The following is a 26,519-nucleotide window of genomic DNA, read 5'->3' as shown; positions in this document are numbered from 1 at the left end:
TGTGAACTATGAGAATTTGACGTTACATACGGACAAATATCAGATCAACATGATGTATGCTCATTGGAAAAATGGTACGCACAATCAAATTCGTGTCTTTGAGGCTTATTTCCGGAAGCTACCTTTTGGGAATGGCTTTGCTGTGTTTGCCGGATTACAACGGGTTATTGAATATATAGACAATCTACACTTTACGAAACAAGAGCTGGAGTATCTGGCTGAGCAGGAAGAAAATTATGAACCGGCTTTCTTAGAAGAACTAGCAAAATTACGTTTTACAGGTCAACTTCGTTGTATGGCAGAGGGTACTATCATTTTTCCAAATGAGCCATTGCTACAGGTAGAAGCTCGTGTTTTTGAAGCACAATTAATTGAAACCGCAATCCTAAACTTTATTAACTACCAGATATTAATCGCGACAAAAGCGGCACGTATTCGTTTAATTGCTCCAAACGAGACTTTGTTAGAGTTTGGTACCAGACGAGCACAAGAAGCAGATGCAGCCGTCTGGGGAGCACGCGCAGCTTATTTGGCGGGTTTTGATGCCACGTCTAACATGCGGGCTGGTATGCTGTTTAAAATCCCTACAAAGGGTACACACGCTCATTCTTGGGTGCAGGATCATGCTACAGAGGAGGAAGCGTTTGAGAAATTTGCAAAGGCACTTCCTGAAAATGTGGTTTTGCTTGTTGATACATACGATACATTAAAAAGCGGGGTACCTAACGCCATCAAGGTGGGAGAAAAGCTACGCAAAGAAGGTAAACGCTTGAAAGGCATTCGGTTAGATAGTGGGGATATAGCTTATTTATCGAGAAAAGCTCGCAAGATGTTAGACGATGCCGGATTCCCAGAAGTAGCGATTATAGCATCCAATGATTTAGATGAGAATGTTATTTTTAACCTAAAAATGCAAGGAGCTCAAGTAGATACCTGGGGTGTTGGAACCAAGCTAATTACGGCGGAGGATAATCCGGCATTAGGTGGAGTTTATAAGGTGGTAGCCAAGAAAGAGGAAGATCACTACATTCCTACGATTAAAATCTCGGGAAATCCAGAAAAAATTACAACACCAGGAAATAAGCGTGTATATCGAGTAATTAACAAGGATACGGGCAAGGCAGAAGGGGATTATATCGCAATGGCAGAAGAACAGGTTCATGGTCTGCCACGAATTATGCTATTTGATCCCGTTCATGTTTATCTCCATAAATTCGTGGAGAACTACGAGGCAATCGAGCTGTTACAAACGATCTATACAGATGGAGTCTTGATGTATCAGTCGCCTTCTTTGGAAGAAACGAAAGAATATCATAAACAACAATATCAACTGTTCTGGGATGAGTATCTACGTAAATTAAATCCAGAGAGATACCCAGTTGATTTAAGTCAATTAGTATGGGATACCAAAATGAATCTTATATCGCAGCATAAACAAAAATAGAATAGATAAATAAGAGGGCGTTCGATTAGTCGAATGCCCTCTTCGTTTGTTGTAAAGTAAAGTTTTATTTGCTTTTTATGAATTTCTCACTACTCATTATGGTCTGATCCTTCATTCTTTTTTGATTGGTGGGGAAGGTCAATCGTAATGGTAGTACCTTTGCCTAATTTGCTCTCTATCTGCATTTCTCCACCATGATTGCTAACAAGACGCATTGTAATAGGCAAACCTAAACCGGTTCCTCCTTCTTTTACAGAGAAGAAAGGATCCATCACACGTGATAGATACTCATCAGGGATACCGTTTCCAGTATCAATAATGCGAATACGTACACCTGATGTTGTTTCGGTACAAACAACTTTTAGTTGGCCTCCTTGAGGCATTGCCTCCATGCTATTTTTCATTAAATTTAACAAAACCTGCTTCATTTGCTCCTGATCAACATAAAGAGAAATGGTTGGAGGACAAATAAATTTCATCTCAATTCCATGCAGAAGAGCTTCTCCCTTAGTTAAGGTAAAGATGGAGTTCAATAGCTCTAAGGCAGGAATTTCACGATTTATAGGCGTTGAGGGTTTTGACAAGAGCAACATTTCTGTAACAATTTTGTTCACACGCTCAATTTCTTGTAGGACAAGTGCCAAGTGGTATTTTTTACGTTCTTCCTTTGTGAGCTTTTGTTGTAATAGCTGAATAAATCCGTAGATTACTGTCAGAGGGTTACGAATTTCATGAGCGGCTCCAGCAGCTAATTGTCCGACTAAAGCTAGTTTTTCTGATTGATTAATATATTGTTGTACCTGTTCTTGTTCGGAAATATCGGATAAAACAACCATCCATCCCATATTTCCTTGATCGCTATCACGCAGGGGTACATAGGAAACTAAACCAAGAAAAGGTGAGTTATTCTTATGTAATAGCTCCATTTTTTTATTCTCAAACCAAACCGAATTACAATCAATACTAGGATCGTCTTTCGATACCCAGACTTGTGGAGTCACTGTGCGTGGATATGATTCTTTATCTAGTTGCACTAATTCTAAGGCTTTGCGATTAATATAAACTTCACCAGTAACAAAATGGCGGGTAATAATCCCTACAGGTAAGGAATCAAGAATCTGTTCTCGAACATGCTTTTCTTGGGCTAAAATTTGATTTTGACGTTCTCCTTGTTGAAAGAGAATGGAAATGTTACGCGACATCTTGTTACATTCTTGTGCTAGTTCATAAAATTCATCGCGTACACTGTACGTAATTTGTTGACCAAAAGTCCCATGTGAAACCTCTCGCACTTGTCTCAGGAGTGAGCGGATAGGACGCATTAGTTCTTTCCGGAAGTAGAGTGTACAAAATAAGCCGAACAAGATAGAGGCTACCGAAATGGTATATGTAATAATCAGCGAAAATTTTAATCTCTTGCTACTGTTAAGCACTTCTTCTGATGTTTTCGATTCAATCGTTCGTAAGGATAAACTGACGAATTTCTCTAAATAAGCAATTTTGGGGTCTACCTCTGTGGTCAAAACGAAGGTTACAGCATCTACGTTGTTAGCCTTGAGCAATGGATCTACTTTATTTAGAAAAATAAGATCTAATTCATGAATAAGATCGATGATTTGGAAAAATTCCTTGTTTTCCTCATTTCGTTTTAACATTGTAAACGTATCTCGTAGCTCAAATACCGTATAATATTTTTCCAGATAGTTCGGTTCACGAGTTGATACATACATTTGTAAGGCAAACATCTTGGTATACAATTGATTTTTTAGTTCTAATAAAGCATTGGTTTGCGGAACAACCTTTTGCGTTAAATGAGATTCCTCAGAGGTTACCTTGGTGATCTGATAACTATTAAGAATTGCAACGGAGCCAATGAGAAGCATCATCACAAAGTAACTTAACATCATTTTCATCTGAAATCCCATGTTGCGAAAAGGGGACATTAATATCCCTCCTAAGCCATTATCAATGGGCATTGGCTCGTTTTAATTTTTCTATGGTATGATTCATTTCCATTTGGATGGAGACAGGAACCATCTTTCCATAAGGACCTAAACAATTAACGTTTTCATTAAGCCCATACAACACAGTACCACTTTGAAGCTTTTTTTGAAGATATTGTTCAATTAAGGTTGTATAAATTTGTTCTACGTCTTGCACAAGGCTAGAAATTACATGGTTCGGAGCTAAGAAACGCTGGTCACTAATATATCCGATAGCTAGGACATTTCGCTTTTGCACCTCATTTATTACTTGTAAATTAATACTATCACCGGCAGAGTAAATCACATCAGCTTTATGCTCAATCATTAAGTTACGAGCTGCTTTGACTGCAGCCTTCGTATCATTGTAATCGGGTATAAACTTGATCAAAGCTCTTGCGGAAGGATCTGTTTCTTTAACTCCACGTGCTAAACCCTTAGCAAGTGGCTTATCATTGGGCATATCTGCAACGATAAAGCCCACTGTTTTTGTTTTGGACATCAGTGTAGCCAGCTTACCAATAATATATCCCGCTGGTTCCATATCAAATTGAATGACTGTTTGATTTGGATAATGGGCGGTTCCATTGAGAGTGACAAAACGTGTGTTCGGATAAATTGCAGCTACCTCTGTAAATGGTTCTGAGAAAACAATTCCGTGACCCATAATTAAATCATAACCTGAATCTGCTAGGTTGGACGCGACTGCCTTAATTTTATGTCTATCCACTTCTTGCACGATCTCTAGGTCAAAATGGTACTTGTCTTGTAGTTTATACATAGTCTGTAATGCTGCGCTATTCCATGCTTGATCGAAAGTAGGACCTTCTAAAATTAAAGCAATTTGGTGCTCGGCTACATTTTTTCGTGTGAACTCTTGGATTTGTTTCATATTTAAAAGAAACTGAAAGGTTAGGAGCAAAAGTAACCAGATTACCAAAGCTCCAATAATGTAGACGAAACCCTTGGATTGTTCGGTCACTTCATTTCCTCCCATAGGTGACATATACCATAATTGAACATTAGTTCTCATTTGCAAGATTCGACAAATAATAACAATTTCCTGCTTGGTTTAATCATACATATTAATAACATAAAAGATGTTTTTTTGAAATAAGTAAATTTTATCCTTTGAAAGTATAAATTGTAAGAAAAAACGAGAGATAGGCTAAATGATACAAATATATCAGGAAAATAGACATATTGAAATAAGTTTTTGCTAATGGTAGTCAGTTTAATGTGATCCTAACAAAAAAAGCAGGAGTTTTCCCATCAAAAACGAATCCAAATAGATAAGGGGGAGATAACATACATGTTACAATTTAAGAACTTTCCATATGAACGAATTGATATGTCACAATTAAAATATGAATTTACTGAACAGTTGAATAATTTTACAGAAATGAGTACTTATGAACAAGAAGAATCAGCCATAGACGCCATACTCGCCTTACAGCGTAAATTTCTTACCGCTTGGAGCATTGCTAGCAATCGTTTTTGTATGAATACGGAAGATGATTTTTATAAGAAAGAACAAGAATTTTACGATGAGCAGGTTCCTTACTTTGATGAGTGGAAGAACCAATATTATCGTGCCATCTTACATTCTCCCCACAGAGAGAAGCATGAGCAAAAGTGGGGTAAGGTTTATTTTGCATTGGTAGAAAAGCAAATGAGTACCTTCTCTCCAGATGTTCTTTATGATCTGCAAGAGGAAAATAAATATTGTAGTGAATATGTAAAATTGATAGCAAGTGCGAAGGTTGAATTTGAGGGTAAGGAGCTATCCTTACCAGAGCTGGGGCCTTATCAGCAATCAACTGATCGGGATATCCGTAAAAAAGCTATTGAAACAAAATATCAATATTTAAAAGATCATGAAGCAGAACTAGATCAAATTTTTGACAAGCTTGTTCAAATCAGAACGACCATTGCTCATAAACTGGGCTTTCCTTCATTTGTGGAGCTAGGCTATGCACGTATGCAGCGAATTGACTATGATCAAGAGATGGTTAGCGTATTCCGTGAACAAGTGAAAAAGCAGATTGTACCGGCTGTGAATCGCCTTAAAGAACGCCAACGACAACATATTGGAGTCCCGACTTTAACTTATTATGATGATCCTTTGTTGTTTCCTTCTGGGAATCCAGTACCAAAGGGGGACCCAGAGTGGATTTTAGAAAACGGGAGAAGAATGTATAAGGAACTATCATCTGAGACAAACGAGTTTTTCCAAATGATGGTAGATAGAGGCTTGCTTGACGTGTATAGTAGAAAAGGCAAGGCAGCAGGTGGCTACTGTGATTATTTTCAGGCTCAACAAGTTCCATTTATTTTTGCCAACTTTAATGGAACCTCACACGATGTTGTTGTACTAACACATGAGGTAGGCCATGCCTTCCAAGCTTATTCAAGTAGACACATTCCAATGCCTGAATGCATCTTCCCAACTAGTGAATCAGCTGAGATTCACTCCATGAGTATGGAATTTTTAACATGGCCATGGATGCCTCTCTTTTTTAAAGAAGACGCTGAGAAATTTAAATATGAGCATGTACATGATAGCCTTTCCTCTATTCTATATATTTGCATGGTGGATGAATACCAGCATTATGTATACGAAAACCACACGGCGAGCGTGGAGGATCGTAAACGGGCTTGGCGGCAGCTAGAACGGGAGTACCGTCCTTATTATAACTTTGAAGAGAATGATTATTTGGATCGAGGAAACTACTGGCACCAGCAGCGTCATATCTTCAAGTTTCCATTCTATTATATTGATTATGGTCTTGCCCAGATCTGTGCCTTCCAGTTTTGGCAATTAGCTAATAAAGATCGAGAACAAGCATGGAAAAACTACTTGCGTATTTGTGAGGTAGGAGGTAGCAAAAGCTTTACGGAGATCGTGGAGCTAGCAGGGCTACATTCACCATTTAAGGCAGGCTGTCTTGATTCAGTAGTTCAGGACATAGTAGACTGGTTAGAACAAGCCAATTATGAAAATATGTAAGAATGTAGTAGTATATGAATAGAATGACCGGGTGTACGTGACAAGCTACTACGTACGCCCGATAATCCGTGATCTTCAAACATTCAGGTTTCAATTCATAATAAGCACGCTTTTCCGTATATTGGTAACGAGTCATCTTCTTAGCTTTGTTGTTTTGCTAGTCTCTCTATCTCTTCATTCACCACATAAGCGAGATCGTCATTTTCATACATGGTTAACATTGCTAGTAGGGTTTCATTTTCAATGGTGCCAGCTTCCTCCTCGGGAACAGTTAGCTCCATTATTTGGTTAAGTAACGGATTTTGACCTTGCTTGGGATAAGCCCTTTGATATAGCTCATGTGGGTCAAGCCTATGATTCACGCACCATTGTGCAAAGACAAGAATCATCATATGTTCATCATGTTGATATTGTCGGATGATCTGTTCCTCTATTTCTTTACGGCTCATTTTATTTTCTCCTTTACGATTACACTTCTACTTGTACAAGACGCCCATCAGGCAAACGGATAACATACTCTTTACATACAAGTGTTGCTTTACAACAAGGGCTTTTATCCTTTTTACGCGCTTTTTTTAAAATATCTGCCTTTGTGCCGCACTCGGAACAGTATGTCTGATATCCTTCCAACATTTTAACCGCAAACAATGGAGCTCCTATACGCCTACATTCGGCTACGAACTCTGGTGTACCATCTGCAAAGGGCTTTTTTTGCAAGCACAGGTGGTAATGAACAAGCTCATGTTTGAGAGTGGCTATGACATGCTGGGCACCAAATTGGTTGTATTGCCACAGACTTTGTACAATTTTAATAGGCTTTTGATGTGTTCGCTCAAATATAAACCTTCCTGCGGCATCCTTTACTGATTTATCCCATTCGATAGGAATTTTACAAGGGCGGCCAAAATATTGAAGGCTTAATTGATTACCAATTTGATACAATTCCGTTGAGGAAGAGGTGTCAATTCTCCAAACGGTACGCTCTTGAAAGCTAGTAGAATGTGATAAAGATTGTTGTTTTTCTTTTGTAAACTGTTTTATTTGCTGAATCAATTCATAAACGTCTTGATAGGAGAGTTTCTCCAATATCAGCTCACGTTTTGGGTCCACAACAAAAAGATGGGCGTATAAATATTTTAACATGAGGGCGGTTGGTTTTTGGTTACTATTCATACCTCTATTGTAGCGAGAGAAAAACAAAGATGGCAAGAAAAAATAGCTACTTTTAGAGACGAGGTACAGTTCTTCGGATTACATTAGAAGGTGTTTTCATGTAAAATATTTAGAAGAAAAATGAATAATGTGATAAGTCTGTTGTTATTTATAAGTAAATTTATAGCGTAGAAGGGAGAAAGTCTGTATGAGTAAAAAATACTTTAGTCTAGATGAAGCGAATGAATATATCCCGTTTCTAGAAAAAGAGCTCCTTTTTTTACGAGATCAAAAGCGCGAAATTTCTGATAAATACCACCGTTTACAAATTGTTAAAAGCCATGTTGACCATATTGGGATTAATGACCTCGCCGATCATGAGGTTTTTGAATTAGAATGTCAGTTGGAATTTTTGCATATGGAGTATACCATGCATGCTGAAGCGATTGAAAAGCATGGTATGAAGGTTAAAGAAGTAGAGCTTGGGTTGGTGGATTTTCCAGCTATTCTAGATGGAGTAGAGGTATATCTCTGTTGGAAGTTAGGGGAGGGGAGTGTTAGCCACTATCATGGAGTGGAAGAAGGATTTCTCGGTAGAAGAAAAATTTCGTAGTTTCTGCTCGATTTCTTCTTCGTCTATGAATCAAAACTAACTCATAATACGAACGAGGGATGAGCTGAAGACATATGCTTGTCCCTTTATTTTATTTAGCTTTAGATCGCTGTTCTTTTCATATACAAAAGACTAGTCATCCGTTTTTGCAGTTTAACAAAAACTGGTTGCAAGAAAATGTATATATAGGGTCGAATGTAAGAGGAGGATGTTTTTTAGTAGACAATTAAGGATCGTAAAGCTGGAGAGGGAAAACAATGCAGACTGAGTTAGCCACGTTTTCATTTCTGATGAACCAAGTAAAAGACATTATCTTCTTGATAAAAGTAACAGCAGATCATCAATTTGTTGTGTTGCAGGTAAATGAAGCATTTTTAGAAGCTACTGGATATAAATATGAGGAAATTGTCGGGAAAAAAGTACAAGCATTCCTCAAAGAAGAATTAGTGCTCTTTTCTTTGGATAAATGCCAAGAAGCCGTACAACAGCAATCTACAGTCGAATATGAAGAAAGCCTGAACGCTCCGTTTGGTACATCTACGTACGAAATTGCCTTACATCCCATCCAGCAAGTAAACTCAACTCAGTTTGTAGTAGGGATTGTACGCAACATTACAGAACGTAGATTAATAGAAGAAAAATTGTGTAAATCTGAGAAGCTATGGGTAGTAGGCCAGCTTTCAGCGGCCATTGCTCATGAATTACGTAATCCCTTAACCTCTTTAAAGGGGTTTCTTAAATTAATGGAGAAGCAAATGGAAAACAGGGATGAGGGGATAAAGAAGTATTTACAGATCATGGGGGGAGAATTCGAGCGAATCGAACAGATTGTTGATGGATTTATGCAGCTGTCTTTACCAGAACCTATACAACGTGACTTTCTATACCTCCCAAGCCTTGTAGAGGAAGCGATTGAGCTGTTCTATGAAGAAAATCAATCACTAATCCTAGATATCCAGATTGATTTTCATTTCTATGGAGAAATACCCATGGTTAGCTGCGATCGCGATTTAATGAAGCGAGTTTTACTCCACCTTTTCATGAATGCAGCCGAGTCAATGCCTGATGGTGGAGATATTTTTTTGACGGTGTATGTAAATGAGTTAGAGGTATGTATAGCAGTAGTGGATGAAGGTATCGGCATTGAAGAAGAACGCTTACAGCGATTGGGTGAACCCTTTTATTCGACGAAAGAAAAAGGAACAGGAATGGGACTTACTATGTGTTATCAAGTTGTGAAACAACACCAGGGGAGAATTATGATTCATAGTCAGGAAAAGGAAGGAACGATTGTTACCATTGCCCTTCCCATAAATCCTTTATAAAAATTCGACTTTTTGAAAAGATAGGTAAAGATTCATTAAAGAAGAGGGATAAGAAGCTTGATACAGCTCATACGTATAGAAAATGGGTTTGAAAAATAACCATGCATCAGACAACTAGGGGGAATCGTACATGAATAAAGGACGTACATTACAAGTTGGAGATTGTGTTGGGTTACTAGCTCCCGCAAGTCCAGTAGAGAGTGATCGAGTAGAGAAAGCGATACAAGAGGTAGAAGCAATGGGATTACGTGTTAAAGTAGGGCCTAGTAGCTACCGATCCTTTGGCGGATATCTGAGTGATACACCGGAAAATAGGACTTGTGAATTGGAGAATATGTTTAGCGATCCCGAGGTGAATGCGATTTGGTGTCTGAGAGGAGGCTATGGTACACCACAACTTTTAAACTTATTAGATTACTCTATTATAGCAGAGAATCCAAAGCTATTTATTGGCTATAGTGATATTACAGCTTTGCATACGGCATTTATGCAAGAGGCTTGTTTAGCCACCCTACATGGTCCAATGGCAGCAGTAGAACCAGTTAATGGTTTTAATCACATTTCCAAAGGGTACCTAGAACGGGTACTTTTTTGTGCAGAGCCATTGGGTGAAATTGTAAACCCGCCTGAGATAGCTACTCGTTGTCTTGTGCCTGGTGAAGCTTCTGGCGCTATTGTAGGGGGAAATCTAAGCTTAATTTGTGCGACGTTAGGAACAGAATACGAGCTTGATACGACCAATAAAATTCTATTTTTGGAAGATATAGATGAGGAGCCATCTCAAGTGGATCGCATGTTAACTCAGTTAGCTTTAGCAGGAAAATTCTCCGATGCAAATGCAATCGTCTTAGGCTCATGGGAGGCCTGTTTGCCAAAAGAGGGGAAAGAAAGCTTTACGGTGGAGGAGTTATTTGAAAGAATTATTGTTCCCTTTCAGAAACCTACATTAGCCAATATGCAAATCGGACACGATTCCACTAATCTCCCTTTGCCATTAGGTGTAAGAGGTACTGTTATCTCTCATGAAGGAATACTCTGTGTGGAAGAAAGTCTAACGATAGAATGAGGATTGTGAGAATTTAGCTATGATATGTAAGTAGGATAGGGTATAATACGGGAGGCGTCTCTTTTGATGCCCGTCCAACTATCTCTTACATAACTGGAGGGACACGAACATGAGTGTACATATCGAAGCTAAAGAAGGCCAAATTGCAGAATCAATTTTATTACCAGGTGACCCATTGCGTGCCAAATACATTGCTGAAACATTCTTGGAGAATCCAGAATGCTTTAATAATGTTCGCGGTATGCTAGGATTTACAGGTACTTATAAAGGAAAACGTGTTTCTGTTATGGGAACAGGAATGGGTGTACCATCTATTTCTATCTATGTTCATGAATTAATTAATTCATATGGCGTGAAAAATTTGGTTCGTGTAGGTACATGCGGTGCGATCCAAAAAGACGTAAAGGTTAGAGATGTCATCATTGCGATGTCTTCCTCTTCAGATTCTGCCGTTAACAAAGTACGCTTTAACAATATCGATTACGCACCAACAGCTAACTTTGACTTGTTGAAAAAAGCGTATGACGTAGCGACTGAACGTAACATGCCGACTAGAGTTGGTAACGTATTTACAAGTGATTCATTCTACAATGATGATGCGACTCGTCTGCCAAAATTGGCTGAATACGGAGTCCTAGCGGTTGAAATGGAAACAACTGCGCTGTACACAATCGCAGCGAAATTTGGAGCTCGTGCGTTGTCTGTCCTCACAGTAAGTGATCATATTTTGACAGGTGAGGAAACAACAGCTATGGAGCGTCAAACTACCTTTAACCAAATGATTGAAGTTGCATTGGAAGCAATTATTGCAGAAGCGTAAGAAATTGTTATAGTCGTCCTGCCTGTTTAATCGGGCGGGACTATTTTTTTACTTAAAAATGTTTCAAACTACATAAAAGCGGTTACAACCAATATGTGGAATTTAAAACATAGGGAGATGGTCATAGTTGATAGCTCAATTAATCGAGCAAACCGAGCGTGCAGAGAAACAATTAGAGCGTATTCGTCACAGGCTTTTGGGCATTCATCAACGATTAGATAGTACCGAAAACCGTTTATCGAAAATTCGGAGTCAACTAGTAACCATCGACCAGCGCTTAACTAACATTCAAAAAGGCTGTAGTTAACTTATTAAAATTCCACAAAAATAAGCCTTATCTGCAAAAAAGATAGGGCTTACTACTTTTATAAAGGTGATAAACTGTTCCTAGACAGAATTGGGTTTGAAAGTACAAAACAATGATTATACTGTTTCATACATATGAGTAGCAGGAGGAGAATCGTATGTATGTTCAGCTACAAAAGGATGCTCAAGGGCAGTTGGAAATCATTGTGCTGGGTGAAAAGGTACAGCTAGATAGTAATAATGTAGCCCTTCTTTCTGGGCGTTGGGCAGAAGCATTAAAGCCTAGTGATTTGCCCAATGGCATTTCATTTCGTTTGGTAGGAGAATTAAGTAATGGACTCGGATTTTTTAAAGAAGATCACGTTACCTTTTCTAGAGGGAAAAATGGGACAAGTCTTGAATTTAAGGTAAGTTCGATTTACTACTATCATGAATGGGACGGTATGTTTTCGTTAGATGATACCATTTTGAAACGTAAGCTTGTATTACAACAATCAGATCAATTTACGTTTATTGCACACGTGAAAAAAGAGAAATGCACTCATTTACGCTTTTGCTTTGAGCTAGAATCGACAGAGGATCAGTCTTTGGTAGAAATACTAGAGATGGCCATGATTCGTTTAAGTTATTTGGAAGGATATGGATATACAATGTGAGACCCAGAAATGCTGGGTCTTTTTTTGAGGAAAAAGGCTCAAAGCTTGTATGCTTGTACGGTTCCAAAGAAATTATTTTTTAATATATTACTGGTGTATGGCAAGCATTTGTAAAATTTTCTGTGCCATGGTTATTTTGTTATAGAGAGGTGCTATAAGATGGAACTTTGCCGATTTTTTTGCAGATTGCTTGGTTACAAATCTTGTATTCCTCCGCTGAGAAACGTATGTAACAGGTTCCTAAATGTAGAGGTGGATATCACAACGACAGCGGGTGAAATTTTTATTTTTGTTGTAGAAGTTGGAAACGGTTTCGTGAAAGGAATTGATTCGAGTAATCATATTGTGCTGATACCCTATACAGCTGTGCTAGCTATTCGACCAGCTAGCTAACGACAAACCATTTAAGAATATTCTCTTAAGAAAGGGGTTACAGCAATGCTTAGAAAAGAGCTAGAAGATTATGTGGGCTTTGAAGTACAGGTCCATGTGTTACAGCGTATTATTAATGGGATCTTGCGAGATGTAACGAATGCTACTGTAACGGTTAGGACACTAGATGGTCCCGGTTATGATGAGTATGTGGATGTCGAAGTGCCTATTTTGAATATCTCCTTTGTAACCATTCTTTAGGTCATGAAAACACACTCGCTTTTTAATAGTATTCCAGTCCAAAATGAAGAAAAGCATTGCTCTGATTAGTAAAAAAACGTCATCTCCCCGTGGTGGCTTTTATCAGGGTGATCTTATTGTCAAGATTCCGTATGTAAAGCTTTAAACACTCGCTGAATTAGCGGGTGTTTTTTTATAGGGATGGTTTGACTGACCTAATTGCTTGGAATGTGATTTCAAGCTCTCTTGGTAGCGTAATACCAAGTACAAAAATGATCTGTAATTTTAATTTGTCTGTGGATGTATGTATCAATCTGCTTTTTTAAACAAATATATTTGAAAAGTATAAAATGTCTTGATTTTATAAATATTTTTATTTAAAATGTCTGTAAGTCACATTTTCCTTTTTTTTGCATAAGAAATATATATTTTCCAAAAGAAAGGAAGGTTTGTATAGTTTGGTCTACTTGAAAAGGTGATGAAAGTGCAAGTAAATTAGGGAGGGATTTAGATGAAAAACTGGGTTCAGTTCAGAATAGCAAGACCAACAGATAAATTTGAAGAGGTTATCAGCTTTTATGAAACAGGTTTAGGGTTAAAACGGATAGGTAGTTTTGAAAATCATGAAGGGTATGATGGAATCATGTTTGGGTTACCTGATGCAGAATATCATTTAGAATTTACCAAGCATGTGAACGGAAGTCCTTGCCCAGCTCCAACAAAAGATAATTTACTGGTATTTTACATGCCTGATATAAATGAAATTCAGAAAATTACCGCTAGATTGCAGTCTATGGGATATTATGCGGTGGAACCAGAGAATCCTTATTGGAAAGAAAAAGGTACTACCATAGAAGATCCTGATGGATGGAGAATTGTATTAATGAATGCAGCAGAGTAAGAGGCTGAGAAACGTTTACTTTAACCTTCACCTAACAAAGAACAGCTCAGAGGATGTAACAGCATACGTTTAGTACGGATTTGTAGAGCCTGTTAGAATCACATTTTTAACAGGCTCTTTTGTATAAAATAGTGTCTGAATCTGATTTTTCTGGATTTGTTTCTGGTATCCATATTGATCTTCTATCTATAGGTTCGGTTATTAGTTTACGCGGTGACGCCCTTTTTGTTTTAAGTAAACTAGGCTTACTAGAACAGGTGAAAAAATGTGGGGTTGTAATAGAGACAAGGCGTTTTGTTCATACAGATGGCAGTGAGTTGAGAAATATTGACTTCAGAAAGTTTCATATACAACAAGGTGGTTCAATTGGGATTCATCGTTTTTCCTTACATCAAATCCTCTATGAGGCTATTAAAAACCAAATTGAGATTAGTTTTAATACTACAATTCAATCTTTCACACAAAACGAAGAAAGTGTTCAGGTTTGTTTTCAAGACGGTAAGGAAGAATCTTTTGATTTCGTGTTTTGAGCAGATGGTATCCATTCCCAAATAAGAAAATTGATCATGGGCAATCAATTTGAAGAACAGCTAGATGTAGGATTTTCCGTATTTACAATTCCTAAGCCTGCGCTCCTAATCAGAAATTTGGATACAAACCAAACACTAGAGTCATTAATGCCAGGTTATTATGTTCAATGTGACAGAAAAAATCAATCAAAGCAGCTTACTTCTCTTCATCAGACAATCGGGTTATGGCCTACTTTAAGAAAGCACTTCTTAAATATTTCCCAACCTTTCTTATGAATGCCGTGTTAAAAAATCTCTTCATCGTAAAACCACAAAATACCTCAAATACTTTGTAAATAGGGTTGGAACAGACTGTAGTGCCAGTACTCTAAAAACTAAAATTCCATAGAATGGGGAATCTGAACTAATGAACAAATATCATATGAATGTAGAGTATTTACAAGAATTTGGGAATGCAATAGGCAACACCTCTCTAATCAACATCCCTTGCCCTGCACTTCATGGAAAAATATATGCGAAGTGCGAATGGGAAAATCCAACCGGTTCTATAAAAGATAGGGCCGCTTATTTTCTAATGAGAGAGTTAATTACTACTCATCTGAATGAAAACAAAGAAGAAGACGTACATGTCTTAGAATATAGTGGAGGAAGCTTAGCTGTTTCCTTAGCTGTTATATGTAAAAAACTTGAAATACCATTAACGTTAGTTCTAAGCGCTGCTTCAAGCAGAAGCTTATTAGATAAAATAGCTGCTTTGCATGCGGAGATCATCCTTGTTGATAAATCAAAGGGTTTTTGGGGCGTTATGGAAGAAACCATTAGACTTAGTAAAGAAAATCCAACGTGGTCATTTCTATATCAACATGAAAATAAAGCGAATTTGTTGGCACATAGAATGGGGACTGGCCAAGAAATTGTCAAGCAACTAGCAGGTAAAAAGATTGATGCTTGGGTAGCTTCAGTGGGAACTGGAGGAACCTTAATAGGAGCATATGAAACAATTAAACAAACACACCCCGATGTTGAACTTCATTTGGTAACACCTGCTGAGCTTCCCTATGGAAGTGAGCAACCTCCAAACGGTTTGAAAAAATATGCAGGATCAGGTGGATTAGGGCTAGGGAAAAAACAAACCTTTGTCGCTAGCCAAGAAATGTGCATTACGAAACAATGGAGTTGTACTTTCGAAGAAACCTTAGTGGAAATGAAGAATTTTTATGAGCAAACAGGTATACGTATTGGAACATCTGCAGCAGCAAATGTAATCATTGCCAAAAAAGTAGCAAGTAAACTTGGGCCAGAATCTACTATTGTTACTGTTTTTCCAGATAAAGGATCAGCAGAAGAATGGGAAGAAGCTGATAACCTTTAAACTAGAGGGAAAGGGCCGTAATGATTAGATTGCGGGTGAGAGGAAAGGAGTCGACCTACAGAACATAGATTTCTGTAGGTTTTTTCTGTTCCAAAAAGAAATGAAAAAAGTTGTTATATCATGTAACATTTATCAAATGTCTCCGTCAAAGGTAATGAAACAATAAAAGAACAAATTTGCTACATACGAGCTGAAAGGCTGATAGAGTAGAAATCATGCATTGTTTTGACTATCTATTAACAAAATTAACATTTTGTATTGAGAATTTGGGAGGTTTTTACAAATGAAAAAGAAAATGATCGCAGTGGTTTTAGCGGGAGCAACCCTAGTAGCAACAGGAGCATACGCACAAGAGAGTGTATATGATAAATATGTGAAAACAAATGTTTACGATGCAAGTGGGAAGGTGATTGGGCAGACGAGAGCAGGTACTGTTTCTTTACCTGAGGCGAAAAATAGTAAAATGACGATGGATCAAGTATATGAAGAGTTAATGAAAAAAATGGAGATGGTTCCACTTTATAAAGAAACAACCGTTAAACGTGATCAAAAAGGAAAGATCGTAACTTCCACAGCGAAGGAATGGTATAGTCCTTTAGACAAAGGATATCGGATTGAGGAAAAAGACAATACAGGGGTTGTCACCTATAATGTATTTAATGGTAAATCCTCTCTTACTTATCGTGAAGGTGCTAAATCAGCAAGTGAAATCACGGCTGCATCTGAACAAAAGGTAGTAAACAACGATGTTTTTTATCTACGTGAATTAAAAAACAACCACCAGCTACAATTCCTAGGGGAAGAAACCATTAACAATCGTGCAACGTATCATATCATGGCGATCCCTACTGAAAAGGATGATCTTCAAGTAGAGATGTGGATGGATAAAGAAACGGGTGTTGCCATGAAGTCAATCACAACTGTTTTTGGCTTACAAGGGATCACTGAAGTAACAAAATTAGATTTTTATCCTGAGTTTACAAAGGGATTATTTGAACTTACAATGCCTTCTGACGTAAAAGTTTACAAAGATATGCAATTCGCACCGCAAAAATAAGCAATGGATATTTGAAAACAATCTAAAATTGTATAAAAAGTGAAGGAAACCCTTGAGTATCTCCTAGTGTAAGGTGGGACTTGAGGGTTTTTCCTATGCAGAAATACACTTGTACAACACATTCCTTGGTTTACATGACTTATAATAAAAGAAAGGATAAAAAAAGAGATGCAAAGATTCAGCTGGAAGGAGAGTTCATCTATGGAGGAAATCATTATTATTGGAGCTGGCCCATGCGGTTTGTCAGCGGCTGTGGCATTAAAAAAACGCGGAATCAATCCGCTCGTGTTGGATAAAGGAAGCTTGGTACATTCAATCTATCGCTATCCTACCTATATGATTTTTCATAGTACCCCAGAGCTATTAGAAATTGGGCAGGTTCCCTTTACTACTCCGAATGAAAAACCGACGCGCTTGGAGGCCTTACATTACTATCGAATGGTTGCCAAGCGTCATAATATTCGCGTGCAGACCTATGAAGAAGTGGGAAAGATCGATAAAGTCGATCATCATTTTGTTGTGTCTAGCACAGATCGCTTCGGTTCTGCCAACCAATATGAAACAAAGCGCGTTGTGATCGCTACTGGTTATTTTGACAATCCTAACCGCTTAGGCGTAACTGGAGAAGAATTGCCAAAAGTAAGTTCCTTCTATACAGAGGCTCATCCTTATGCAGGGATGGAAGTAGCTATTGTAGGGGGGAATAACTCTGCTGTGGATGCAGCTATGGATTTAGAACGGGCGGGGGCCAAAGTCACAGTGATCTGTCGTAGTGAGGAGATTTCTTCTCGTGTGAAAGCGTGGACTCGTCCTATATTTGAAAGCTTGTGTGAAAAAGGTCGTATCAAAGTGTACTATTCTTCAGAAATCCAAGAGATTACAGATAGAATGCTGACAATAAAAAAACCTGAGGGATTTACGCAAATTCCTAATGATTTTGTCTTTAGTTTAATTGGTTATCGACCTGATCGTCAGCTGTTACAAGCTTTGGGAGTAGAGCTAAATAAAGAAACGGGAGCGCCGATATTTGATCCAGCTACTATGGAGACGAATGTTCCCGGTGTATTTGTTGCAGGAGTGATTGTCTCTTCTTTACACGCTAATGAAATTTTTATTGAAAACGGCAGGTTCCATGGCGAGGTACTAGCTGAGAGCTTGGCTACGTTATAGATGAAGTGACCTAAGTATTTGCTTATTCTAGGTTGAGAACAGATGAGCCGAGATCCTTTGTCAGGTTATCGGCTCATCAGTCATACTAGAATTGCTTTATTTTCGTTTATAAGTCAACGTGTAAATGACGACTCCAAACAAAACAGAAATTGTTAAAACAAGCGACACATTGCTGTATAAAAAAGCAGTAGAAACGGATAATGTCGGAAGTATCGGGAAATCAAGTAAGTGTTTCGATAACAGTCCACCCACAATCGCTACCCCAATTCCTTCTGATAAAAAGCAGGATAGGTTAAGCATTCCCATTCCTGCACCGGTTTCTTCAGATGCGAGTGTTTCAGCAACACTAGAGGAGATCACGGTTTTAACAAATGAGAGACCTCCAAAAGTCAGTATCAACATTACGGTTGTTAGCCATGGAGATTTATCTACGAACAATGAAATAACAAGGAAGCTTAGCACTATAAAAAAGGCTCCAAGATACAATACAAACGTATTTCCTCTTTTATCCACCAGACTTCCACCAAGGAAACCGAAGAAAATGACGCTGATCGTACCGGGAAACAGGATACCTCCGCCAATCATCCCTGTTGACAAATGATATACATCCCTCATCATATAAGGAACCATCGAAATAAAGCCAGCAACGGTACCTAATAGAATACCTCCTACCAAAACGCCCATCAAAAACATCCGATTTCCAAACAAAGCAGGTTCAATAAAAGGTTGTTTCGTACGACGGATATACAGAGAAAATATCAAAAGCACGACAACGCTGATTAGTAAATAGAACCAGCTATTTTCCGTTGAATATAAGGTAAACAATACAATCCCAATGGATAGCAATACGGCTCCAAGTACGTCCACTTTTCCCTTACGTGAAGGTTCGTTCGGTAGTACTTGTATAAGGAACGGGAGTGAGATCAATGTGATTATAGGGAGAACAAAAAGGAGAGACCAGTGGAAATGATGCGAAATAGTTCCACCGATTGCAGGTCCAATTCCCTCACCAAAGGCAACCATAGAGCCGATCATACCAAAAGCCCTGCCCCGACTTTCTGCATTGATATACCTTGCAACAATCACCATGAATATAGCTGGTACCGCAGATGCTCCAGCTCCCTGAATGGCACGTGCAACAATAACAGCAGGAAAGTATGCTTGTGCAAGTAAACCAAAGAGTGAACCCCCACTGTAAATCAAAAGGCCAATAATTAGTAACTTCTTAACCCCATACGTATCAGAGATTTTGCCATATACGGCAGATCCGATAGCAAAAGCGATCATGAAGCTCGTATTGATCCAGTTTACATAAGAGGGCAGAAGACCATATTGTTGGGCAATATCAGGGAGGGATACATTAAACACTGTTTCATTAAAAACGCTAAAAAAGGCAAGAAAGCTAAGCCACAAGAGTATTTTTTTTACGTTTCCAAAGGTGTGGATTGGTAGATCAGCTTCTAGGTCAGTCATTGGGTTGCTTCTTAATTCATTTCCATCCTTTTTCACCAAATGATGCCCCTTCCCAAAGTAAAGGGGAATCGCGCAGGTTACAGGGCAAATTATGCGTTTTCCCCTTGGATTTTTTGCGCCCGAATCATTACTGTGAACTTCATATAAACGCCTCCTAAAAAAATATATGTAACATTATATCATAAATAATTTTTGAATTGCCTTAATTTGTAAAACTAAATCTAAAGAGTCTTTTCATCTAATTTTTGTCATTTATTTCAGCCTTGAGGGTAGACTACAAGGCGAGGTGATGGAAGTGGGTAGCCAAAAGTTGCGAGCCATACGTCTTCAAGCTAGAAGTACCTATGTGTTCGTTTGCTTGCTTTTGTGGGTCAGTCTTGTTAATGGGAGCTCCTCTATCTTAGCTCATGAAATAAAGGTAAAGCAGGTGAATCAAGTTCTTGCTGGTATTGATGTTCTCTTATTACATCCTGAGCTGTTAGCTGGTAAAAAAATTGGACTAATTACCAATCAGACGGGGGTAACCAAGGATTTGGTTAATGATCTGGACGCGTTACTTCAAAAAGGTCTGAACGTAGTTGCGCTTTATGGTCCAGAGCATGGGATATGGGGTGTAAAGCAGGATGGTGAGCCAACTACATTTCCTTCTGTACCGACACATGTAAAACAACATCCTATCCCCATATTTGAGCTATATCAAAAGAGACCAGAACAGATTGCTATACTTTTTGCTTCCACGGATATTCTGTTGATTGATCTACAGGATGTGGGGGTACGCTATTACACCTATGCTTCGACTCTAGCTTATGTATTGGAGGCTGCTAAATTGGCAGATAAACCAGTCATGGTACTAGACCGTCCCAATCCGTTAGGTGGAGTTAGGATAGAAGGACCTATATTGGAAGAAAAGTGGAACTCATTTATAGGAATAATGCCTATTCCTCTGCGCCATGCAATGACGATCGGGGAGCTTGCTCTCTTTTATAATGAAGAAATTATGCCTAACAAACGAGGAGGGAAGGTCAATTTACGAGTGCTTCGAATGCAAGGCTGGAAACGTGAGATGACCTGGGAGCAAACTGGACTATTATGGGTAGCTCCTTCTCCTAATCTACCTACAGTAGATTCTGCTTGGCTATATGCTGCGACGGGATTACTAGAAGGAACAAATCTTTCAGAAGGAAGGGGGACAACACATCCATTCGAATGGATTGGTGCTCCTTTTATTGATGCGCATCGATTGCGAGTAGATCTTGAAGGGGCAAATCTTCCAGGGGTAGCAATTCGCGAAGCACATATGGAGCCGATGTATGGTAAATACAAAGGACAAACCATACATGGTGTGCAAATTTATGTAACAGATCGAACGGCTTATGATAGCACCTTAACGGGGCTTACATTGTTACATATTATTAGGAAACGTTACCCTCAGCATTTTAGATGGAGAGAGGATGGCTGGATTCACTATATGGCAGGTACTCGTTCTTTGCAGGAGGCAGTGGATCATCATGACCTTACCTCAAATACTCGCAATCTACAGCAGATGATTCGCACGTGGAGAGAAGCTTTACAACCTTTTGTAAAGGTGCGTCAAAAATATCTGCTTTATCGTGAAAGTGGACCGGGAAAACGCGGAGAGGAGATGAGAGATGAAGTGAATCAGGCGATTGAGAAGGCCATTGAAGACAAGATAATTCCAGGTGCCGTAGTAGCAATCGTTTCACGAGGAAAAAGGAAAATCGAACGAGCATACGGGCATGCCTATCTTTATCAAAATAAAGCTGGAAAACTAGCAGAGAAGCCCGTAAAAATGACGGAAAAACATTTATTTGACATCGCTTCCCTAACAAAGTTATTTACGGCTGTGTCGGTTATGCAATTAGCAGAGAAACAAATTGTGCACCTAGATAAACCAGTGGATACGTATCTCCCTGATTTTGCATGTAATGGAAAACAGAATATTACCATTCGGCAGCTTATGACCCATACATCTGGATTTGCCCCTAGTATACGACTGTATAGGATACCAGGTGATCGTGAACATCGGATGAAGGCTGTATTAATGCTTAGACTCAAAAATCATCCAGGTGAAAAAGTAGTGTATAGTGATCTCAATTATATTGTGCTGGGGTACTTGATCGAACAGTTAACGGGTAAACGTCTGGATCAATATATGCAGGAGAATCTATTTAACCCATTGGGGATGAAACATACAGGATTTTGCCCCAAAGTAGATAAGAAGAAAATCGTAGCCACTGAACAACAGCCATGGACAAAACGTGACGTCATCTGGGGAAGTGTACATGATGAGAAGGCATGGGCCTTAGATGGTGTGGCTGGACATGCTGGATTATTTAGCAATGCAGATGATCTATTACAATTTGCTACTATGATTCTTCATAACGGAAAGGGAAGTAGAAAACGAGTCCTAAGAGCAGAGAGTGTACGAGAAATGCTCTCGAATCAATTATCAAATACTTGCTCGAAACAAATGGGGCTTGGATTTGAGCGAGATCAACCCTGGTACATGGGGCATGGTTTTGTCACGCCAAGCGTAGGACATACTGGATTTACGGGCACTTCATTGTTAATAAATCAACAACAACAGTCTATCGTGCTGTTATTAACGAACCGAGTGCATCCGACTAGAGAGAAACCCTCCCTCAATGCTTTGCGCCAAAAAATTGCTACCTTGGCTGCAATAGAAGGGGAGTAATCAACATGTGACGGAGGCCTATTCATGAAACGAAAGCATATTTTCGCTTATACGTCAGTTAGCTTGATTCTCTTTGCTTGTTTTTTCATTCCCCTTTTATCAAAGGACAGAGCAGATATCATGCGAACTTCAACTGTTTCCACTAATCACCCTACGGATTTATTGTTCGCGCAAAATCTTCCTGAAACACCCAAGATATACTTCACCAAACAGATTCAATTACAGGCATTACATACCTATGCCGATGGGCATCTCACCAAGGCCCAAGCTAATATAAGCTGGAGCTCAAGCAATACGCAAGTAGCAACGGTTTCGAGAGAAGGACTTTTAACCATACAGGGTAAGTTGGGTCAAACAGTCATTCTAGTGTCAGATGGAACCTACCATGATCGCTTGGTTCTTGAAAGAATGGACAAGAAAAGTGTGAAAATCCTTGCTGAGAAACAGGATAGATACGATGTTATTCCTCGGATGCTTGCTAACATGAGTGTGGCTGAAAAAGTAGGACAGACACTAATGCCAAGTTTTAGTATGTATGGTGGAAAGCCTTTCCATGAAGTGACACCAGAAATTGCGAATATGATAAAGAAGCTTCATTTAGGTGGCATCATTTTATTTAAAGACAGCTTAGATGAAACCAAACAAATTGTTCAACTAACGAATGCTCTTCAAACAACTCAACATAAATTTGGTTTACTTATTGGTACTGATCAGGAAGGGGGGATTGTTTCACGACTGAAACAAGGGACAAATATGCCAGGTAATATGGCATTAGGTGCAACAAGAAATCCAAATCTAGCATATCAGGCAGGACAAGTAATGGCAGACGAACTGCTTTCACTTGGGATCAATTTGGATTTTGCACCAACCATAGACGTCAATAATAACTCTAAGAATCCAGTGATTGGTGTACGCTCTTATGGTGAGAACCCACAATTGGTAGCCGAAATGGGGACTTCCTTTATTGCAGGTATGCAGACAGCAGGAGTCGTGGCTAGCGGAAAGCACTTTCCCGGACATGGCAATACTTCGGTAGATTCCCATGTAGGCTTACCAGTCATTTCGTATGGGAAAACACAGTTGGAACAAGTTGAGTTCATCCCATTTCGACAAGCGATTAAGGAGGGGGTAGATTCTGTCTTAGTCGCTCATATAGCTTTTCCACAGATCGAGTCCACAAAGGTAATGTCTAATCAAAAGGGTAAATCTATTTACCTACCAGCAACCCTATCGCCTAGGCTCATCCAAGGTTTATTACGCAAAGAGTTTGGTTATGATGGATTAGTTATTACGGATGCTATGGATATGGGAGGTATTACACAACATTTCGAGACAGTGGATGCCAGTATTCGTGCAATGAATGCTGGTGCGGACATTATTTTAATGCCCCCAGATGTTGAAAAGGTAAGTCTAGGAATGCAGGAAGCTGTCATGGCGGGAGCGATTAAGAAAGAACGTTTGGATGAAGCTGTCAGACGAATACTGTCAGTAAAGATTAGAAGAGGAATTTTTCCAAAGGAACAGAGGCCAAGTGTACCTATCCTTCAACAAATCGCAGAGAAATCCATAACTTCAGTGGCCCACAAACAAGTGGAGCGAGCAATTGCTGAACACTCCATTACAGTGGTCAAAAATGACGGGTTGTTACCTCTTCATCCCTCTTCGACACAGAAAATAGCTGTGATTGGTTCGCAATATACGAGTGAACTGACTAAGGAAATCCAGAAATATCATCAGAATACAGTAGCGATTACTATTGCCCATGTGGTCACAGCTGAGCAACAAAAAGAAATAGATCGTGCCGACGTATTGATGGTATTGCCAGATTCATTCTCAGGTGGCATACAATCCGTAAATCAGGTATTAACAAAACAGATTCAACAAAAGAAAAAGCTAGTAATTATGATTTCTACACGAAATCCATATCAACTGACTTATTTTCAAAACATCCCTGTGTATGTGGCGCAATATGGATATGCAAAAGTAAGCTTTCAAGCCACAGCTGCGATTCTGTTTGGTAAATTGAAAGCGAAGGGAAAGCTACCTGTTACGATCTACGATACGAAAGGTAAAGTTTTGTATCCCTATGGTCATGGACTTTAAGGATTAAAATAGAGTGAAAAGGGATGCTGTTGCACATACTACCAAAAAAGGTGTAAAGGTAGGTTTATTTATGTGGATTGCTTCTAAGCTAGGAATAGTCTTGATGCTATGTGGAGCACTTGTATGCTCCTCAGTCACAGCTTCTGAACAAAAAATTCCCGAACCCATTAAAACACACAAAGTTGCCCTCATCATAGACGATTTTGGCAACAATATGAAAGGAACAGAGGAAATTCTTAATTTACCTATTCCTTTAACCATTGCAGTCATGCCATTTCTGCCAAGTACAAAAAAAGACGCAGAAATGGCCCATCAAAAGAAACACGATGTAATTGTTCACATGCCGATGGAACCAATGAAGGGTCCTAAAAACTGGCTAGGTCCTGGAGCACTTATGAGTAATTTAAGTGACGAGGAGATTCGTCAGCGAGTGAACAAAGCGATTGACGATGTTCCGCACGCAATAGGCATGAACAATCATATGGGATCTAAAATTACCCAAAATCCGCGTATTATGCGGATTGTATTGCAGGTATGTAAAGAACGAGGGCTTTTTTACATTGACAGTAAGACCTCTTATAAAAGCATTGTTGGGCAGGTCGCCCGAGAATTGCAGGTTCCTTACATTGAGAACATGATATTCTTAGATGATGTGCATACGACTTCACACATCGCGAAACAACTGAAGCTCATTAGTGAAAAAGTGAAGCAAAATGAAGCATGTATTGCTATCGGTCATGTAGGCCCGGGTGGCAAAAAAGTTGCCAAAGCCATACTCAGCTATTTACCTCAATTACAAAAAGAAGCCACTATCATGCATGTATCTCAAATGGTAAATGAGAAACAAGCTACACCCACAAAGACTGAAAAGGGGACGAAAAAATAAAGAAAAAACGATCACAGCCATAGCTCTATCTCAGGTCAATTTATGAGTGATTGGCTGCTTTTTTTTGTTCAAAAATAGTCTTTTCCTTCCTGAAAATGTTACTATCTAACCTACTCCCACAATGGATGGGCAGTATGTTACAATAGGAACTGTACTTGCTAGTAATGTACAGATAGGGAGGTGAGATGCACGTGGTGGATGAATTAATTGGTTTGTCATTACCTTATGTTTGGTTGCTCTTCTGGGTATCTATAATCGTGATTCCATGTTGTCAATTACTATTTACCCACATCGTTGGTAAACGTCAATCAATGCAATACGAAGAACGTTTTGAATGGCGTCAACAGCTGGTGACAATGCCAATACGTTCGTCTTTTATTAACTTATATCGACGCGTACCTATGCGAAAAGAGAAGCGAGCAACCACGTCATCAGATGATACACTCCCAATCGTTCTCCTTGTTTGTTTATCGAGTTTGTAAACAATGAGGAGGATTTGTTCATGAAAGCTGTACGTAAATCATTACCTGTATTTTTACTTGGTGCTTTGGTGTTGTTACTGAGCGGGTGTAGCAATACGGCTCCGATAACATCAGATAGTCCTGGTATCTGGGATCACTTTTTTGTTTATCCATTCTCTTGGTTGATCCAAAACGTTGCTAGCGTAACAGACGGTAATTATGGGTTAGCAATTGTCATTATGACGCTGTTGATTCGAACTCTTTTATTGCCTCTCATGATGAAGCAAATGAAAAGTGGAGCTTCCATGAGAAAGCTGCAACCGGAAATTGATAAACTGAAAAGAAAATATAGTAATTCCAATCAGGACCCCAAACAAGCACAAAAAATGCAAATGGAAATGATGGAACTGTACAAAACAAGCGGAGTCAATCCAATGGCAGGTTGTCTACCCGCTCTCGTTCAAATGCCGATTTTAATGGCATTTTACTTCGCGATTCGTCGCACACCAGAGATTGCTGACCATTCATTTATGTGGTTTAACTTGGGTCATGCTGATCCGTTTTATATATTGCCTTTACTAGCAGCAGCTACAACCTTTTTCCAAACGATGCTGTCAACCAAAATGACTCCTGCTATGGGAGCTAATAATATGAAGATTTTCTATTATATGATGCCGATCATGATCTTTATGGCAGGGATGAATCTACCAGCAGCACTTCCGCTGTACTGGGTCGTGGGTGGAGTATTTTCACTCGTGCAAACCTATTTTTTAAATAAGGTGTATCATCTGCCGCTAACTACTTCTACTAGTACAAAATAAACGAAAATGATCACGAAGAGGATAGTTGTTCATTTGAGCATGG

Annotated in this window: 24 protein-coding genes; 19 read left to right on the top strand and 5 right to left on the bottom strand. The window is 39.0% G+C overall.

What is annotated here, in order from left to right:
- Position 1: 1 nt before the first annotated feature.
- Positions 2 to 1,444: a nicotinate phosphoribosyltransferase gene (locus ACQV1I_RS15165; RefSeq protein ID WP_018670605.1), complete on the top strand. Its 1,443-nt coding sequence runs from the start codon at positions 2 to 4 to the stop codon at positions 1,442 to 1,444.
- 89 nt (positions 1,445 to 1,533) lie between these two features.
- On the opposite strand, the gene ACQV1I_RS15160 is transcribed toward ACQV1I_RS15165, so the two are convergent.
- Together ACQV1I_RS15160 and ACQV1I_RS15155 are read right to left on the bottom strand one after the other, a co-directional pair.
- Entirely contained in the window at positions 1,534 to 3,387 is a 1,854-nt protein-coding gene (locus tag ACQV1I_RS15160; protein WP_094699721.1) for an ATP-binding protein, read from the bottom strand.
- Between the two features lie 22 nt (positions 3,388 to 3,409).
- Positions 3,410 to 4,408, bottom strand: coding sequence for a BMP family ABC transporter substrate-binding protein (locus tag ACQV1I_RS15155; protein WP_116334037.1), 999 nt, complete (start codon positions 4,406 to 4,408; stop codon positions 3,410 to 3,412).
- A gap of 330 nt (positions 4,409 to 4,738) precedes the next feature.
- Between ACQV1I_RS15155 and ACQV1I_RS15150 the strand changes: the two genes are divergently transcribed.
- Positions 4,739 to 6,436: a M3 family oligoendopeptidase gene (locus tag ACQV1I_RS15150; protein ID WP_116334036.1), complete on the top strand. Its 1,698-nt coding sequence runs from the start codon at positions 4,739 to 4,741 to the stop codon at positions 6,434 to 6,436.
- A 140-nt stretch (positions 6,437 to 6,576) separates the two neighbouring features.
- Here the strand turns inward: ACQV1I_RS15150 and ACQV1I_RS15145 are convergent, their stop codons facing one another.
- On the bottom strand, positions 6,577 to 6,885 hold the full coding sequence (locus tag ACQV1I_RS15145) for a hypothetical protein (protein ID WP_116334035.1): 309 nt from the start codon (positions 6,883 to 6,885) through the stop codon (positions 6,577 to 6,579).
- Positions 6,886 to 6,904: 19 nt separating this feature from the next.
- Complete coding sequence (locus tag ACQV1I_RS15140) at positions 6,905 to 7,609, bottom strand: SprT-like domain-containing protein (RefSeq protein ID WP_094699723.1); 705 nt, start codon at positions 7,607 to 7,609, stop codon at positions 6,905 to 6,907.
- A 187-nt stretch (positions 7,610 to 7,796) separates the two neighbouring features.
- Between ACQV1I_RS15140 and ACQV1I_RS15135 the strand changes: the two genes are divergently transcribed.
- From ACQV1I_RS15135 to ACQV1I_RS15080, 12 genes are all read left to right on the top strand, one after another.
- Complete coding sequence (locus ACQV1I_RS15135; RefSeq protein WP_116334034.1) at positions 7,797 to 8,201, top strand: DUF2203 domain-containing protein; 405 nt, start codon at positions 7,797 to 7,799, stop codon at positions 8,199 to 8,201.
- 257 nt (positions 8,202 to 8,458) lie between these two features.
- Positions 8,459 to 9,526, top strand: coding sequence for an ATP-binding protein (locus ACQV1I_RS15130; protein ID WP_094699725.1), 1,068 nt, complete (start codon positions 8,459 to 8,461; stop codon positions 9,524 to 9,526).
- Positions 9,527 to 9,656: 130 nt separating this feature from the next.
- Positions 9,657 to 10,592, top strand: a complete 936-nt coding sequence (locus ACQV1I_RS15125) for a S66 peptidase family protein (protein ID WP_116334033.1) — start codon at positions 9,657 to 9,659, stop codon at positions 10,590 to 10,592.
- A 109-nt stretch (positions 10,593 to 10,701) separates the two neighbouring features.
- A complete protein-coding gene (gene deoD, locus ACQV1I_RS15120) occupies positions 10,702 to 11,412 on the top strand; it encodes a purine-nucleoside phosphorylase (RefSeq protein WP_018670614.1) in 711 nt (236 codons plus the stop codon).
- 127 nt (positions 11,413 to 11,539) lie between these two features.
- On the top strand, positions 11,540 to 11,719 hold the full coding sequence (locus tag ACQV1I_RS15115) for a hypothetical protein (protein WP_018670615.1): 180 nt from the start codon (positions 11,540 to 11,542) through the stop codon (positions 11,717 to 11,719).
- A gap of 157 nt (positions 11,720 to 11,876) precedes the next feature.
- Positions 11,877 to 12,374, top strand: a complete 498-nt coding sequence (locus ACQV1I_RS15110) for a hypothetical protein (protein WP_116334032.1) — start codon at positions 11,877 to 11,879, stop codon at positions 12,372 to 12,374.
- A 438-nt stretch (positions 12,375 to 12,812) separates the two neighbouring features.
- Positions 12,813 to 13,007: a hypothetical protein gene (locus ACQV1I_RS15105; RefSeq protein ID WP_094699727.1), complete on the top strand. Its 195-nt coding sequence runs from the start codon at positions 12,813 to 12,815 to the stop codon at positions 13,005 to 13,007.
- A 490-nt stretch (positions 13,008 to 13,497) separates the two neighbouring features.
- The gene (locus ACQV1I_RS15100; RefSeq protein WP_018670619.1) at positions 13,498 to 13,887 is read left to right on the top strand and encodes a VOC family protein; all 390 of its coding nucleotides are present in this window, start codon (positions 13,498 to 13,500) and stop codon (positions 13,885 to 13,887) included.
- A gap of 119 nt (positions 13,888 to 14,006) precedes the next feature.
- Positions 14,007 to 14,417, top strand: a complete 411-nt coding sequence (locus tag ACQV1I_RS15095; RefSeq protein ID WP_236645783.1) for an FAD-dependent oxidoreductase — start codon at positions 14,007 to 14,009, stop codon at positions 14,415 to 14,417.
- Positions 14,418 to 14,838: 421 nt separating this feature from the next.
- The gene (locus tag ACQV1I_RS15090) at positions 14,839 to 15,789 is read left to right on the top strand and encodes a pyridoxal-phosphate dependent enzyme (protein ID WP_116334141.1); all 951 of its coding nucleotides are present in this window, start codon (positions 14,839 to 14,841) and stop codon (positions 15,787 to 15,789) included.
- A gap of 283 nt (positions 15,790 to 16,072) precedes the next feature.
- Positions 16,073 to 16,846 (top strand): LolA family protein, encoded by a 774-nt coding sequence (locus tag ACQV1I_RS15085; protein ID WP_094699729.1) that lies wholly within the window; start codon positions 16,073 to 16,075, stop codon positions 16,844 to 16,846.
- A gap of 201 nt (positions 16,847 to 17,047) precedes the next feature.
- Positions 17,048 to 18,016 (top strand): YpdA family putative bacillithiol disulfide reductase, encoded by a 969-nt coding sequence (locus ACQV1I_RS15080; RefSeq protein ID WP_116334030.1) that lies wholly within the window; start codon positions 17,048 to 17,050, stop codon positions 18,014 to 18,016.
- A 96-nt stretch (positions 18,017 to 18,112) separates the two neighbouring features.
- Here ACQV1I_RS15080 and ACQV1I_RS15075 read toward each other — a convergent pair whose 3' ends face one another.
- The gene (locus ACQV1I_RS15075; protein ID WP_438769975.1) at positions 18,113 to 19,489 is read right to left on the bottom strand and encodes an MFS transporter; all 1,377 of its coding nucleotides are present in this window, start codon (positions 19,487 to 19,489) and stop codon (positions 18,113 to 18,115) included.
- Positions 19,490 to 19,784: 295 nt separating this feature from the next.
- On the opposite strand from ACQV1I_RS15075, the gene ACQV1I_RS15070 reads away from it, so the two are divergent.
- The 5 genes from ACQV1I_RS15070 to yidC all read left to right on the top strand — a co-directional run bounded on the left by ACQV1I_RS15070 (position 19,785) and on the right by yidC (position 26,476).
- Positions 19,785 to 22,205, top strand: coding sequence for an exo-beta-N-acetylmuramidase NamZ domain-containing protein (locus ACQV1I_RS15070; RefSeq protein WP_116334028.1), 2,421 nt, complete (start codon positions 19,785 to 19,787; stop codon positions 22,203 to 22,205).
- A gap of 24 nt (positions 22,206 to 22,229) precedes the next feature.
- Positions 22,230 to 24,308: a glycoside hydrolase family 3 protein gene (locus tag ACQV1I_RS15065; RefSeq protein ID WP_116334027.1), complete on the top strand. Its 2,079-nt coding sequence runs from the start codon at positions 22,230 to 22,232 to the stop codon at positions 24,306 to 24,308.
- 13 nt (positions 24,309 to 24,321) lie between these two features.
- The gene (locus ACQV1I_RS15060) at positions 24,322 to 25,194 is read left to right on the top strand and encodes a divergent polysaccharide deacetylase family protein (RefSeq protein ID WP_236645782.1); all 873 of its coding nucleotides are present in this window, start codon (positions 24,322 to 24,324) and stop codon (positions 25,192 to 25,194) included.
- Between the two features lie 185 nt (positions 25,195 to 25,379).
- Positions 25,380 to 25,676: a hypothetical protein gene (locus ACQV1I_RS15055; protein WP_026315071.1), complete on the top strand. Its 297-nt coding sequence runs from the start codon at positions 25,380 to 25,382 to the stop codon at positions 25,674 to 25,676.
- 20 nt (positions 25,677 to 25,696) lie between these two features.
- Positions 25,697 to 26,476 carry a membrane protein insertase YidC gene (gene yidC / locus ACQV1I_RS15050; protein ID WP_094699734.1) on the top strand — a complete coding sequence of 260 codons (780 nt, stop codon included), beginning with the start codon at positions 25,697 to 25,699 and terminating at the stop codon, positions 26,474 to 26,476.
- Positions 26,477 to 26,519: the final 43 nt, after the last annotated feature.

It is taken from the genome of Brevibacillus sp. JB24b (assembly GCF_051713385.1).
GTDB classification, from domain to species: domain Bacteria; phylum Bacillota; class Bacilli; order Brevibacillales; family Brevibacillaceae; genus Brevibacillus_B; species Brevibacillus_B laterosporus.
The sequence above is the reverse complement of the archived record's forward strand: the minus strand, read 5'-3'. Positions and strand labels throughout refer to the sequence as shown.